Raw genomic sequence first — 15,105 nt, forward strand, 5'->3', positions numbered from 1 at the left:
TCAAACATTGAGGTGGCTCTATATTTAGACAAGATGGAAAAGCGACTCGATGTCGTTTCCTTTAAAAATAACCACGTAAACCCACTTTAAAGTTACGACCTGGCAATGGTGCTTTGTCCTTAATGAACGAAGAGTGCACAAAACCAAGCTCGTCAGTAATATTATCGACGTTGAAGTAGGCAACAAAATCGCTGTTCAACGCGTTGAAATCATACTGGATACTCGTGTCAAAGAGGGTGTAGCTTGCTGTGTTCGTTTCGTAGCTCGCGATATTATTTTGAGTCATGTAATGTGTGCCTGTGACATTAAACGACAAGCCGTTGTTTACGTATTCGTAGTTTAGCCCGATCTTATTACTTGGAATACGAGGCAAATATTCATCGGTTTTTAATTTGGCAACTAGAGAATCCGCAAATAGTTTCACGCGATTGCTTGAGTCAAAACGGTAATGAGCATCCAGCTCCGCACCATAAAGTTTCGCATCGCTACTCTCAAATTTGAACACGCGCATTGCATCTTCATGGTCGTGATCATTTAACTCAAGTCCATGATCGGCCGAATAAATATAATCAGTCGCTGTTTGGTAATAATAGTTTTCAATGTCGTTGTAATATACGTTAAAAGTATAACCAAAGTTACCTTCAAAGCGTCGGAAGCTTACATCTAGATTGTTGGCAATTTCTTTCTGAATGTTTTCTGGTTCGAAATGAGTTTCGCCATCTTCTAAGTGATAGCCCAAACCTAACTCGTACGTTCCAGTTGCAACGTGTACACCATTTGACAGCAATTCTGCTGTTAGTGGTGCTCGCTCAGAACGAGAGAGGTTTATCGCAACATTATGGCCTTCTTTATACTGATAAACGCCACCAATTGAAGCGCTGACGTTCGTTTTGTCTAGCGTATAAGCTATTGTATCGGCTTCTGGTTCTTCAATTGCTTCATCTGCATGGTCGTGATCGTGATGTGTAGTGCTGACATCACTTTCTAGTTTGTACTTCTCAACTCGTGCACCAAGCTCAAGTGTCAGTAAGCCAAATTGCTTCTCTTCTAGTAAATAGAACGCATGGTTCGTTGTTTTAGTTGCAGGCGTGAACGCTTCTTCGCCAATTGCTGCATAGTCACTGTTTGAGAAGTGGTAGCCAAATGTACCGTGCCAATCTAAAATACGATGTTCAAAGTTTGCACGAAGTTCCGATGACTTGTTTTTAAACGTCGTGCCAATCGCACCATCTTCGATTTCGCTATGCTGGTATTGCGTGTAACCAGCACGAACTTGAATGGCCTCTAGCCAAGAATCATGCATCGCATAGTTGAGTAAACCTTGCCATCTTTCTTGGTCAACTCGCGCAAATACGGGCATTTCTTCTTCATGTTCAGCAGCGTCTTCACTTTCTCCTTCATGATCATGATCATGATGGTGATGAGAATGGGCTGGAATACCGTAGTCTGTATCGATCCTTCCATAAGAAAGACCTACCGTTAAATGGTCAGCAATATAGCTAGTACCGAAGTTAAATTGTTGGCTATCGATAAAGGTATTTTCAACTGATTCAAACGTTTCGACATCTCCATCATGTTCGTCGATTACGTCAAATTTTGGGGTTTTGTAATCTTCACCTTTGCGTTTCACACCATCAAAGTGGAAATTGAAGTTATTTGCACCAGCTTCCGCTAAAAGAGACAGTGTATCCGTACTCGAAACGCTGTCATGGCTTGAGTCAAACGCACCAGAAAACTCTTCAATCTGGTCCATTGGAATACGATTGTCGACGACGTTCACTACACCACCAATTGCTCCCGAACCATATAACAGTGTCGCAGGTCCTCTTAACACTTCGATTTGCGTTGCAGATAGTGAATCATTGGTATTGGCGTGGTCCGGACCCACACGAGATGCATCGCTACTGTCTAGACCATTTTGTGTGATTTTTACGCGAGGGCCATCTAAACCACGAATAATGGGGCTTGATGAGACCGGACCAAAGTAACTTGCATCAATACCTGGTTGGCCTTTTAACGTTTCGCCTAGAGTTGGTTTTGATTTTGTTTTGAGTTCATCACCGGATAACACGGAAACTGGCGAAGCCATTTCCATATTGTTTTTATGCAGGGCTGATGCGAAAACAACGATGCTTTCAACAGATGAAGGTTTAAGAGTCACGTTGACAAAGTCTGATTCACTTTTTACATCTTGTCGTGCATCTAGGTAGTTGTCTTTACTAATATGAAGTTGGCTATCCACATCGATATTAATTGAAAAGTTACCATTTGCATCGGTAAACACAGCATTGCTTTTTCCATGCAAATGAATTTTAGCATTGCTGATAGGATGTTGATTGGTATCAACTACTTTACCTTTTACAACCGCGGCTGCTGCAGCTTGTGACAAGAATACGCTTGCAATTGAAAATGCAAGTACGGACTGACGAGTTTTCATTAATCTACCACCTAACTTCTAATTGATGTGTGATAATATAACACCACAAAATCGGTAGTTCAATGATGTTATACTATAACTTTTCAATTGCAGCTTACTTTAATGAATCTATAGTTAGAGTAGGAGAGTGTAATGAACCCATTTGTTTGCAAAGCGCGAATTAACATTGCGGATCTATTCCACCATGTTAATCATCTAGAATCCTTCACCACCGCAGTTGGTCGGCGTGAATCGCTCACTCATTTTGTCTTGAAACTGGTTGGGTATTGCGCGCTTTCTTATTTACCGCACACGCACTGGAAAAAAGATGAGTTTAAGCCCATGCCCGATGTTTGGCTTGAAAACGAGGTTGGAGATGTATTAGTAGGGGTGTTTTGCGACAATTTGGAATTGAGCGAAATGATAAAATACGCCAAGGTCTACGAGAAGGTCGTCATGTTACAGGTAAAAGAAGAGGTACACATTGACTTGGCATCATTACAGCATGTGCATAATCTAAGTATATTTTTGTTAGATGCTGAATTTATAGAAAGGTTGTCTGAAAGTATTACGCAAAGTTTGCATTGGGATGTGGTTATCGATAATGGCTTGATTGCGGTGAGCAATAAAAGCGACTACTTCGAATCTCAGATCTACAAGCTAAAATAGCTCAATCTCAATATCTGTAATCGGTTGGCTGCAACAGGTCAGTACTTCTCCCTCTCGAACAAACGCCAGAGGTTCTTCGTTATAGATGACCTGTCCTTTTATCAGTTTCACTCTACACGCACCGCAAAATCCCTCTCGACATTGGTAAGGAGCATCTATTTTCGCTGATTCTAATGTCACAAGCAGGGAAGGCGAATGAGCCGCATGTTGCAGCGGCTCATTATGATTAGTCAATGTGACAACAGGAATGGGTTTTTCAACCATTACAGGTCGAAATCACCAAAGTCTGAAGCATCTACTTCTGCGTCAATTTGACCAACAAGGTATGAACTAATTTCAGCTTCTTGTGGCGCAACCTGAACGTTATCAGAGACGAGCCAAGCGTTAATCCATGGAATTGGGTTGCTCTTATTTGCAAATTGCGTTGGCAAGCCGACCGCGGCCATGCGTACATTGGTAATGTATTCAACGTATTGACACAAAATATCTTTGTTCAAACCAATCATTGAGCCATCTTTGAAAAGGTACTCCGCCCATTCTTTCTCTTGCTGCGCGGCTTCAACGAACATTGCAATTGCTTGTTCTTTACATTGGGCAGCTACGATAGCCATTTCAGGATCGTCTTTACCTTCTTGCATGATATTAAGCATGTGCTGTGTACCAGACAAATGTAACGCCTCATCGCGAGCGATTAGCTTAATGATTTTTGCATTACCTTCCATCAATTCACGTTCTGCAAACGCAAACGAACACGCGAAACTAACATAGAAACGAATTGCTTCGAGAATGTTGACAGACATGACACATAGATAAAGCAGTTTCTTCAATTCAAACAAATTGATATGAACTGTTTCGCCATTGATAGTGTGTTTACCTTCACCATACTGGTTGTAGATAGCCACTTTCTCTATAAGCTCATCGTAGTGTTTTGTCACCGCATTTGCGCGTTTTGAAATACGTTCATTCGTCACGATGTCATCAAAGACAATCTCAGGATTTTGAGTCACGTTACGAATAATGTGCGTGTACGAACGGCTATGAATGGTTTCACTGAAAGCCCATGTTTCAATCCATGTTTCCAATTCTGGAAGCGAAACGATAGGAAGAAACGCGACATTCGGTGAGCGACCTTGAACACTATCTAGCAGAGTTTGATACTTAAGGTTACTTAAGAAAATGTGCTTCTCATGCTCAGGAAGAGCTTGGAAATCGATACGGTCTTTACTAACGTCCACTTCTTCTGGTCGCCAGAAAAACGATAACTGCTTCTCTATAAGCTTTTCAAAAATAGGAAACTTTTGCTGGTCATAACGAGAAACGTTAACCGACTGACCGAAAAACATAGGTTCTTTTAACTGATCATTATGCGTTCTGCTAAAAGTTGAATAAGACATAAAAAACCACTCAATACCAGAAAAAGCGGGCCTTTGACCCGCTATAATTATTATTAGATTTTACACGCTCCGCCTTCACAGCCATCGTCTTCCACTTGAGGTTTCAATTCCTCTTGAGAATCCGATGCGCCGTCACGCGTATTGTGGTAATACAATGTTTTCACACCTAGTTTGTATGCTGTTAAAAGATCTTTCAACAACAACTTCATTGGTACCTTACCACCATCAAACTTGTTTGGATCATAATTGGTGTTTGCAGAAATCGTTTGGTCGATAAATTTTTGCATAATACCAACAAGTTGTAGGTAACCATCGTTAGATGGAATATCCCAAAGAAGTTCATAGCTGTCTTTTAGACGATCATACTCAGGTACAACTTGCTTCAAGATGCCGTCTTTACTTGCTTTAACACTAATGTGACCACGTGGCGGTTCAATACCATTAGTTGCGTTCGAAATCTGAGAAGATGTTTCAGAAGGCATTAGCGCAGACAGCGTTGAGTTACGCATACCGTACTTAACGATGTTTTCACGCAGTGAATCCCAGTCTAAATGCAGTGGCTCTGAACACACAGAATCTAAGTCTTTCTTGTACGTATCGATTGGCATGATGCCTTTTGAATACGTTGTTTCGTTAAACTTAGGACATGCGCCTTTTTCTTTCGCAAGTTCATTTGAAGCCTTCATTAGATAATATTGAATCGCTTCAAATGTTTTATGCGTCAAACCGTTTGCACTACCGTCAGAATACTTCACACCGTTCTTTGCAAGGTAATAAGCGAAGTTGATAACACCGATACCAAGCGTGCGGCGGCCCATTGTCGCGTTGAAGGCTGCAGGTACAGGGTAGTCTTGATAATCAAGCAAGTTATCAAGTGCACGAACTGCAAGCTCAGCTAGTTCTTCTAACTCATCAAGAGATTGAATCGCACCCAAGTTGAACGCTGATAGCGTACACAATGCAATTTCACCTTCAGGGTCATTTACATTGTTCAACGGTTTAGTTGGTAACGCGATTTCTAAACACAAGTTAGATTGACGAATAGGCGCAATCACCGGGTCAAACGGACTGTGAGTATTACAGTGGTCAACGTTCTGCAAGTAGATACGGCCTGTATTAGCACGCTCTTGAGCAAACATTGAGAAGAGCTCAATTGCTTTAATGCGCTTTTTACGGATCGACTCGTCTTGTTCATACTTAACGTACAATTCTTCAAACTTAGCTTGGTCTTGGAAGAATGAGTCGTAGAGTCCAGGTACGTCAGATGGGCTGAACAGAGTAATGTACTCGTCTTTAATCAAGCGAGAGTACATTAGTTTGTTAAACTGAACACCATAATCCAAATGACGTACACGGTTTTCTTCAACACCACGGTTGTTTTTCAATACCAGTAAGTTTTCAACTTCCAAGTGCCATAATGGATAGAATAGGGTAGCTGCACCACCACGAACACCGCCTTGAGAACAGCTCTTAACCGCGGTTTGGAAGTGTTTGTAAAATGGAATACAGCCAGTGTGGTAAGCCTCGCCATTGCGAATTGGGCTACCAAGAGCACGAATGCGACCAGCGTTAATACCAATCCCAGCGCGTTGTGAAACGTATTTCACTATTGCAGAAGATGTTGCGTTGATTGAATCAAGGCTATCGTCACATTCAATAAGAACACACGAGCTAAATTGACGCGTTGGTGTACGAACCCCAGCCATAATAGGCGTAGGTAACGAAATTTTGAATGTCGATACCGCATCATAAAAACGGCGGATATAGTCTAAGCGCGACGTTTTATCGTAGCCTGAGAACAAGCTCGCAGACACAAGCATATAAAGGAATTGAGCGCTTTCATAGATTTGGCCAGTCACTCGGTTTTGAACTAGGTATTTACCTTCTAGTTGTTTTACCGCGGCGTAGCTGAAATTAAGATCGCGACTATGATCAAGAAAACCTTCAAGCTGTTCAATCTCTTCTTTCGTGTAGTCTACCAATAAATGGCGATCATAACGGTTATCTTCCACCATCGTAACGATGTGATCGTACAGACGCGGTGGTTCGAATTGACCATAGGCTTTCTTGCGTAAGTGGAAAACAGCAAGGCGCGCAGCAAGGTACTGATAATCAGGAGTTTCTTTCGAGATTAAGTCAGCAGCGGCTTTGATAATTGTTTCATGGATGTCTTCTGTACGAATGCCATCATAAAACTGGATGTGCGATTTAAGCTCTACTTGTGAAACAGAGACATTGTCTAATCCCTCTGCTGCCCATTCTATAACGCGATGGATCTTATCAAGATCCAACGGCTCTTTGCGGCCGTTTCTTTTAGTGACTGATAGCTGTTGGTTCATAGTTGTGCCTGTATCCCTTAGGAATGACTGTGTTTTTATGATTTGCGCACGGGGCTAAAATTTGTTTAGCATTTCACCACTATATATGGTGCTCCACAAACCGAGGATCACAAGATAGAGTGGTTGATCTTTTTTTGCAAGGGACAGATCCGGCCACGATTGTGGATAACATTGGGATAATCCATTTTCGTTAGTGCTCACTAACCTTTGAACTTTAGTTCAAAGTAAAAAAATTAAAAATCAACTCGCGAAAATCTTTTTTTCGCTTTTTTTTACTCTGTAAATTAAGTGATTTTTAATTCGCCAGCACATCGAGCAAAAATCGTTCACAACACAATATATAGTATTAAGTGGGTTTAATGTCACTATATATTGTGAAAAATATCAGATGGGTTAGTAGCATATTGATCCGCGTTCCAAGTTTGTGCAACCTTTGTACTAGGAACGTATCCCCACATCGCCACGATGGATTTCATTCCTGCAGCTTTAGCGGCTTGTACATCTCTTTCTGCGTCCCCAATATACCAACAGTTGGACGGGTTTACGTTTAATTGATCACATGCATGCAATAATTGATCTGGGTGCGGTTTAGCGCGTGCTAACGTATCACCGCAGATCACGACCGGTATTCTTGAAAGAGTTGTTATGCTTTTAACAATGGGTACGGTCAGGAAAGTAGGTTTGTTTGTAACAATTGCAACGTTGATTTTGTTGGCAATCAATCCCGAAATAAGCAAATCAATTCCGTCAAACAACACGGAGTGGGTACAACCGAGCGTTTCATAAAGCGATAAGAATCGTGTTTTAAGTGATTCAAAATCCCGTGATTTGAGTTCATCACCAAAACCAAGTTCTAACATGGCCTTAGAACCGTCAGAGACGGTTGGTCTAAATGCTACCTCGTTTATAGGGTCTAAACCTTCTTGTTCTAGAATATCATTGAGTGCTTTTAATAGATCTGGCGCGGTATCAAGTAATGTACCGTCCAGATCAAAAAGTACTGCACTAGGTTTTGCAGTCGGCATTAGGCAAGTTTCTCAAAGTGAAGAATATAGTTAACGCTCACGTCTTTGCTCAGTTTGAACTGTTTAGAAAGTGGAGAGTATTCGATACCCGTGCTTGCTCTGACTTTCAGGTCAGCTTGTTCTGCCCAATCAATCAACGTTGCTGGACGAATAAACTTATCATGGTCGTGTGTTCCATCAGGAACAATCTTCATGATTTTTTCGGCGCCAACAATAGCAAGTAAATAGGCTTTTATTGTTTTGTTTAAAGTAGAGAAGAAAACTTGTCCACCGGGTTTCACGAGCTTAGCAACGGCAAGGATGACAGAAGCGGGATCAGGAACGTGTTCTAACATCTCCATGCAGGTTACTACGTCAAAACGAGCAGGGTTTTCGTCAGCAAAAACTTCTACAGGTGTTTTCAGATAAGTCACGTTAACACCAGCCTCAAGCGCGTGTAACTTTGCTACATTTAATGGTTCTTGACCCATGTCAATACCTGTTGCGTCCGCTCCAACTTTGGCCATACTTTCAGTAAGAATGCCGCCACCGCAACCAACATCGAGTACTTTTTTACCGAAAAGGCCATTACTCTTGTTTTGAATAAAATCTAAACGAAGCGGATTAATGTCATGCAATGGTTTAAATTCGCCCTCGCGGTCCCACCAACGTTCTGCAATCGCCTCAAACTTCGCAATTTCAGCACTATCCACATTCTGATGTTCGGTCATAAAAAGCTTCCTGATTAATCTGAGCGCATTTTAAAGGGGGTATTTTATAAAACCCATACTTTGTGGCCTGTAAATTCTTTAAATTTATGATACGATGGCCTTTGCATATTTTAATAATAACATGCTCACGAGTCGCAAGTTTGACACAAAAGTGAGTGACACTGAAGGAAAGTAGAGTCAAATGTCTGATCTCGCCAATGAAATCCTGCCAGTCAATATTGAAGACGAACTCAAGAACTCGTACCTAGATTACGCAATGAGCGTAATTGTTGGTCGTGCACTTCCTGATGTTCGTGATGGTCTTAAGCCAGTGCACCGTCGCGTATTGTTCGCGATGCATGAGCTTAAAAATGATTGGAACAAACCATACAAAAAATCTGCACGTGTTGTAGGTGATGTAATCGGTAAATATCACCCTCATGGTGATAGTGCGGTATACGATACAATCGTACGTATGGCACAGCCATTCTCGTTGCGGTATATGCTCGTTGATGGTCAAGGTAACTTCGGTTCAGTTGATGGTGACTCTGCTGCGGCAATGCGTTATACGGAAGTCCGTATGTCGAAATTGTCACACGAGCTACTCGCCGATCTTGAAAAAGAAACGGTTGATTATGTGCCTAACTACGACGGTACAGAGCAAATCCCAGATGTTTTGCCAACCAGAGTGCCTAACTTATTGGTCAACGGTTCTTCTGGTATTGCGGTTGGTATGGCAACAAATATACCTCCACACAACTTGACGGAAGTCATCAATGGTTGTTTGGCTCTTATTCAAAATCCGGATATGACGATTGAAGAAATCATCGACTACATCCCTGGGCCTGACTTCCCAACATCTGCAATTATCAACGGTAAGAAAGGCATCATCGATGCGTATAAAACCGGTCGTGGCAAAATCTACATTCGTGCCCGTGCAGAGATTGAGGTAGATGAAAAAACGGGCCGTGAAACGATCATTGTTCACGAGATCCCATACCAAGTTAACAAAGCGCGTCTAATAGAAAAGATTGCTGAGTTAGTTAAAGATAAGAAGATTGAAGGCATCAGTGCGCTACGTGATGAGTCTGACAAAGACGGTATGCGTATTGTTATTGAAGTTAAGCGCGGCGAAGTAGGTGAAGTTCTACTTAATAACCTGTATGCACAAACACAAATGCAAACTGTGTTTGGTATCAACATGGTTGCGCTTGCTAACAATCAACCAAAACTGTTCAACATCAAAGAAATGTTGGAAGCGTTCATCATTCACCGACGCGAAGTAGTAACACGCCGTACAGTGTATGATTTACGTAAAGCGAGAGATCGTGCCCATACACTTGAAGGTTTGGCGATTGCACTTGCAAACATCGACCCAATCATCGAACTTATTCGTAAGTCTCCAAGTCCAAGCGAAGCAAAAATCGGACTTATTTCACGTCCTTGGGACTTGGGTACTGTTCGCCCTATGCTTGAAAAGGCGGGTGAAGAAAATGCTGCGCGTCCAGATTGGTTAGCGCCAGAGCTTGGTATCCGTGATGGTGTGTACTACCTTTCTGAACAACAAGCACAAGCTATCTTAGATTTACGTCTACATAAGCTTACGGGTCTTGAGCACGAGAAAATTCTTGCAGAATATCAAGAGTTGCTAGATCTGATCGCTGAATTGCTTTACATCTTAAGTTCACCAGAGCGTTTGATGGAAGTAATCCGTGACGAGCTTGTTGAAATCAAAGAAACATACGGTGATGGCCGTCGCACTGAAATTAGCGCGGCTGCACACGATATCAGCCTAGAAGATCTAATCACTGAAGAAGACGTTGTTGTGACGCTGTCTCACGAAGGCTATGTGAAGTACCAACCGCTTTCTGACTATGAGTCACAACGTCGTGGTGGTAAAGGTAAAGCGGCAACACGAATGAAAGACGAAGACTTTATCGAACGTCTGCTAGTTGCGAACACGCACGATACCATTCTTTGTTTCTCAACCTCAGGTCGCTTGTATTGGTTGAAAGTATATCAACTACCACTCGCTTCTCGTACCGCGCGTGGTAAGCCAATTGTTAACTTATTGCCACTTGAAGCTGATGAACGTATTACCGCTATTCTTCCTGTTCGTGAATATGAAGAAAACAAATACGTAATCATGGCGACAGCAGATGGTACGGTTAAGAAGACGTCGCTAATTGAATATTCTCGTCAACGTTCAAGCGGTATCATTGCGATTAACTTGAAAGAGGGCGATAGCCTCATTGGTGTTGATATCACTGATGGTAGTTCAGAAATTATGTTGTTCTCGGATGCTGGTAAAGTGGTTCGCTTTAAAGAAGCTGAAGAATCACAAGCGACAGATGAAGACGGCAATCCGATTTTTGATGAAAATGGCAACCCTGAAATTATCTTCAAAGGCGTAAGGCCAATGGGTCGTACTGCAACGGGTGTGCGTGGCATTCGACTAGCGGATGATCAAAAAGTGGTCTCACTGATTGTGCCGAAAAACGACGGTCCAATCTTGACGGTAACCGAGAATGGTTACGGTAAACGTACGCCACTTGAAGAATACCCAATTAAAGGTCGTGCAACGCAAGGCGTTGTGTCAATCAAAGTGTCTGAACGTAACGGCAAAGTTGTTGGCGCTGTTCAGGTTCTAGATAATGATGAAATCATGCTTATCTCTAATCGAGGCACGTTGGTACGTACTCGAGTTAACGAAGTTTCGGTTGTAGGACGAAATACACAAGGTGTTATTTTGATCCGTACTATTGACGGCGAACAAGTAGTTGGTTTACAACGTATCGATGAGATTGAGGTTGAAGACCTTCCGTTTGAGGAAGGTGTTGAACAGGTTGATGGTGTTGACGATGCACCTGAGACGGTGAATGAAGAACAGGCACCGGAATAACCAGTTTTAAAAGCGGCTTCGGCCGCTTTTTTCGTTTTGTACACTGGTCACTCTGCGTCATTTGTTTATCAAAAAATGAGTGACGCACGATGAGTTAGTGTATTGAATCAGGAATGAGAAGTTAATCTACTTTTCTAACCATCCACAAAGTCACTATTAGGAATGAGGAAAATAATGACGGTTTATAATTTTTGCGCAGGCCCTGCGATGTTACCGCCAGAAGTAATGAAAAAGGCACAGCAGGAGTTTCTTGATTGGCAAGGACTTGGTGTTTCAGTGATGGAAGTCAGTCACCGTTCTAAACCATTCTTAGCGATGGTGAAAGAATGTGAAGCGAGCCTACGCAGATTGATGAACATCTCCGACGAATACGAAGTGTTGTTTATGCATGGTGGCGGTCGAGGCCAATTTGCAGCAGTACCTTTAAACTTGAGCGAAGATGGCTTGCCTGGCGTTTACATTGAAAATGGTATTTGGTCTAAAGGCGCCACTACCGAAGGGGCAAAATACCTAGAAGCCCAAGGAATTGATATTCGTAACGATGTCGACGGTAAATTTAGCATTACGCCAGTTTCAGCATGGACATTACCTGAAGCAGCGTCATTTATTCATTATTGCCCAAATGAAACAATCGATGGCATCGAGATATTTGATGTCCCGTCACATCCAACCGCGCCGATTGTGGCCGATATGTCATCGAACATTTTATCTCGTGAAATCAACGTAAATGACTTTGATTTGATTTACGCTGGCGCCCAGAAAAACATCGGCCCATCGGGTCTTTGTATTGTAATCATCAAGAAAACGTTATTGGCACGAAAGGGATTAGTAAAACCATCGATCCTTGACTATGCATTGGAAGCTCAGCAAGGCAGTATGTACAACACGCCCCCGACGTTCGCCTGGTATTTGGCTGCAGAGGTATTCAAACATTTAGAATCTATTGGTGGCGTCAAAGAGATGGAAGCGCGAAATCGAGAAAAAGCGCAGATCCTGTATGACTACATTGATCAATCTGATTTTTATAGCAACAAGGTAGCAGTTCACTGTCGTTCGTTAATGAATGTTCCATTTTGGCTAAAGGACGATGCGTTAAATGAAGCCTTTTTATCTCAAGCAGAGCAAGCGGGACTGGTAGCGCTAGAAGGACATCGTATTGTTGGTGGCATGCGAGCAAGTATCTACAACGCGATGCCTGTTGAAGGTGTTCGAGCGCTAGTTTCCTTCATGGAACAATTTGCCAAGGAGAACAGTTGATGGAGCAATTGCGACTAAAACCGATTTCCAAAGTAAATGGGATTGTCACGCTACCCGGTTCAAAAAGCTTATCGAACCGTATTTTATTGCTTGCAGCGTTGTGTAAAGGCCAAACTAAAGTTACCAACCTGCTCGACAGTGATGATATTCGTCATATGCTTGGCGCTCTGGAACAAATGGGCGTATCAGTAACGTTAAACGAAGAAAAAACGGAAGCACTAGTAAATGGGCAAGGCGGTATACTTAATACGCCTTCTAACGAACTATTTTTGGGTAACGCTGGAACAGCTTACCGCCCTTTGACGGCAGTGCTTGCTACAACACAAGGTGACTTTACATTAGTCGGTGAGCCACGAATGGAAGAACGTCCAATTGGGCACTTAGTGGATGCACTCAGTGACCTAGGCGCCGATATAACGTATCTGAAAACAAAAGATTATCCACCGCTCAAAATTGCCGGTAAACGTCTCACGGGCGGCAAGGTTGAGATTGATGGCTCTATTTCTAGCCAATTTTTAACCGCACTGTTAATGGCGGCACCATTGTTTGCAGGTGATAGCGAAATCCATATTAAAGGTGAGTTGGTTTCTAAGCCTTATATCGATATCACTTTAGGCGTAATGCGCCAATTCGGCGTAGACGTGGACAATGACAACTATCAAGTTTTCCGCGTCAAAGGTAATCAGCAATATCTGTCACCTGGTGAAATTTTAGTTGAAGGTGATGCATCTTCTGCATCTTATTTTGTCGCGGCTGCGGCAATTGCTGGCGGTGAAATTGAGATTCGTGGCGTTGGCTCTAAAAGCGTGCAGGGCGACATTGGATTTGCACATGTAATGGAGCAGGTTGGTGCTCAAATTGAGTGGTATGATGATCGTATAGTTGTCCGCAAAGGTGAACTAAAGGGCGTAGACATCGATGCCAACGCTATTCCTGACGCAGCGATGACTCTTGCGACAGTTGCACTTTTTGCGAAAGGGTCAACGGCGATTCGTAATATTTATAACTGGCGCGTGAAGGAAACCGACAGGCTAAATGCGATGGCGACTGAGCTTCGTAAAGTGGGAGCAAATGTCGTTGAAGGTCATGACTTTATTGAAATTGAACCGCCAGAATCCTTTAATGTTGTCGACATAGATACCTATAATGATCATCGCATCGCAATGTGTTTTTCCATGGTCGCTGTTGGTGGCAAAGAGATTATTATTAACGATCCTAAATGTACTGCGAAAACGTTCCCAACGTATTTTGAAGTGCTTGCAAGCATTAGTGAATAGTTCATTCTCTAATCTATTTGTTCAATACGCTTGAGACGTTGATTCGATTAAAAAGGCCGGTTTACCGGCCTTTTTAATTCCTTCCACCCATCAGAAATAAGACGTGAGGTCTATAAATAAAAAAGCAGATGGCGGCTATAGTTATCGCTTGAGCAGTTTTAATATTGGTATGAAAAAGCGACAAAAGATAATCTAGAAGATCACTTTCAATGTAAGAAAATAATTCAGATCTAGAAATTATCATCGCTATCAAAAGGCTTGATGTTAAAGGAATGTACCTAGGTTATTAGTGACTAAAAGCGATTTTCTAACAAAAAGTTACATCATCAAGCAGCTTTTATATAGAAACTCACGTATAATATCGCCCCAGAAAATTAGGTGAGCATTTTTGGAGGTTTGAATGCAGGCAACTATGCCCGTGATCACCGTAGATGGCCCAAGTGGATCTGGCAAAGGAACTGTTTGTCGCTTGTTAGCTGAAAAGTTGAATTGGGATGTTTTGGATAGTGGTGCAATCTATCGAGTGTTAGCACTTGCAGCGATCCATCATAACATCGCCCTAGATAATGAAGCGGATCTTGTGCCTTTAGCAGCAAACTTAGACGTACAGTTTTTGATTGATGCTACAACAAAAAGAACCAAAATAGTATTAGAAGGCGAAGACGTCAGCAATACCATTCGCAATGAAGAAGTGGGCGCTGCGGCTTCAAAAGTTGCGGCTTTGCCACGTGTCCGAGAGGCGCTTTTACGGCGTCAAAGAGCGTTTCGTTCTGAAGTTGGCCTTATCGCCGACGGTAGAGACATGGGAACGGTTGTTTTCCCAGACGCAGAAATAAAACTCTATCTTACGGCGAGCGCTGAAGAAAGAGCGAGAAGACGCTTCAATGAGTTGAACGATAAAGGCTTAGATGTTACACTTAGTGGTCTGCTTGAAGATATAAAAGCTCGTGATGATCGCGATATGAATCGTAAAGTTGCACCGCTCGTGCCTGCGGATGATGCGATAACGATTGATACAACTGAGCTTAATGCAGAACAGGTATTTGACCGAGTCTTATCGATTTTGTCTGATGCCGTAATGTCAGGCAAACTTCCTAAGGGAAGTTTAAAATAGAATTTTATTGTGTGTTAGCAGGA

At 42.4% G+C, this 15,105-nt stretch carries 11 protein-coding genes; 5 read left to right on the plus strand and 6 right to left on the minus strand.

What is annotated here, in order from left to right; translation table 11 throughout:
* Positions 1-61 precede the first annotated feature (61 nt).
* Positions 62-2,437 carry a TonB-dependent receptor gene (locus tag NI389_RS00575; RefSeq protein ID WP_308361110.1) on the minus strand — a complete coding sequence of 792 codons (2,376 nt, stop codon included), beginning with the start codon at positions 2,435-2,437 and terminating at the stop codon, positions 62-64.
* Between the two features lie 132 nt (positions 2,438-2,569).
* Here NI389_RS00575 and NI389_RS00580 point away from each other — a divergent pair, with 132 nt between their 5' ends.
* Positions 2,570-3,085, plus strand: a complete 516-nt coding sequence (locus NI389_RS00580; RefSeq protein WP_308361111.1) for a YaeQ family protein — start codon at positions 2,570-2,572, stop codon at positions 3,083-3,085.
* Here NI389_RS00580 and yfaE read toward each other — a convergent pair.
* The 5 genes from yfaE to ubiG all read right to left on the minus strand — a co-directional run bounded on the left by yfaE (position 3,077) and on the right by ubiG (position 8,553).
* On the minus strand, positions 3,077-3,349 hold the full coding sequence (yfaE, locus tag NI389_RS00585) for a class I ribonucleotide reductase maintenance protein YfaE (protein ID WP_308361112.1): 273 nt from the start codon (positions 3,347-3,349) through the stop codon (positions 3,077-3,079). The two genes, NI389_RS00580 and yfaE, sit on opposite strands and share 9 nt — an antisense overlap.
* A complete protein-coding gene (gene nrdB, locus NI389_RS00590; protein WP_308361113.1) occupies positions 3,349-4,479 on the minus strand; it encodes a class Ia ribonucleoside-diphosphate reductase subunit beta in 1,131 nt (376 codons plus the stop codon). The genes yfaE and nrdB overlap by 1 nt, the downstream gene beginning before the upstream one ends.
* A gap of 53 nt (positions 4,480-4,532) precedes the next feature.
* Positions 4,533-6,818: a class 1a ribonucleoside-diphosphate reductase subunit alpha gene (nrdA, locus tag NI389_RS00595; protein WP_308361114.1), complete on the minus strand. Its 2,286-nt coding sequence runs from the start codon at positions 6,816-6,818 to the stop codon at positions 4,533-4,535.
* Positions 6,819-7,183: 365 nt separating this feature from the next.
* Positions 7,184-7,843 carry an HAD family hydrolase gene (locus tag NI389_RS00600; RefSeq protein WP_308361115.1) on the minus strand — a complete coding sequence of 220 codons (660 nt, stop codon included), beginning with the start codon at positions 7,841-7,843 and terminating at the stop codon, positions 7,184-7,186.
* On the minus strand, positions 7,843-8,553 hold the full coding sequence (gene ubiG, locus NI389_RS00605) for a bifunctional 2-polyprenyl-6-hydroxyphenol methylase/3-demethylubiquinol 3-O-methyltransferase UbiG (RefSeq protein WP_308361116.1): 711 nt from the start codon (positions 8,551-8,553) through the stop codon (positions 7,843-7,845). The genes NI389_RS00600 and ubiG overlap by 1 nt, the downstream gene beginning before the upstream one ends.
* Before the next feature lie 181 nt (positions 8,554-8,734).
* On the opposite strand from ubiG, the gene gyrA reads away from it, so the two are divergent.
* The 4 genes from gyrA to cmk all read left to right on the plus strand — a co-directional run bounded on the left by gyrA (position 8,735) and on the right by cmk (position 15,082).
* Positions 8,735-11,434: a DNA topoisomerase (ATP-hydrolyzing) subunit A gene (gene gyrA, locus NI389_RS00610; protein WP_308361117.1), complete on the plus strand. Its 2,700-nt coding sequence runs from the start codon at positions 8,735-8,737 to the stop codon at positions 11,432-11,434.
* Between the two features lie 174 nt (positions 11,435-11,608).
* Positions 11,609-12,691 (plus strand): 3-phosphoserine/phosphohydroxythreonine transaminase, encoded by a 1,083-nt coding sequence (gene serC / locus NI389_RS00615; protein ID WP_308361118.1) that lies wholly within the window; start codon positions 11,609-11,611, stop codon positions 12,689-12,691.
* On the plus strand, positions 12,691-13,968 hold the full coding sequence (aroA, locus tag NI389_RS00620; protein WP_308361119.1) for a 3-phosphoshikimate 1-carboxyvinyltransferase: 1,278 nt from the start codon (positions 12,691-12,693) through the stop codon (positions 13,966-13,968). Before serC ends, aroA begins: the two co-directional genes overlap by 1 nt.
* A gap of 400 nt (positions 13,969-14,368) precedes the next feature.
* Entirely contained in the window at positions 14,369-15,082 is a 714-nt protein-coding gene (gene cmk, locus NI389_RS00625) for a (d)CMP kinase (RefSeq protein WP_208843184.1), read from the plus strand.
* Positions 15,083-15,105 lie beyond the last annotated feature (23 nt).

Origin of the sequence: Pseudoalteromonas xiamenensis (genome assembly GCF_030994125.1) — a bacterium.
GTDB classification, from domain to species: domain Bacteria; phylum Pseudomonadota; class Gammaproteobacteria; order Enterobacterales; family Alteromonadaceae; genus Pseudoalteromonas; species Pseudoalteromonas xiamenensis_B.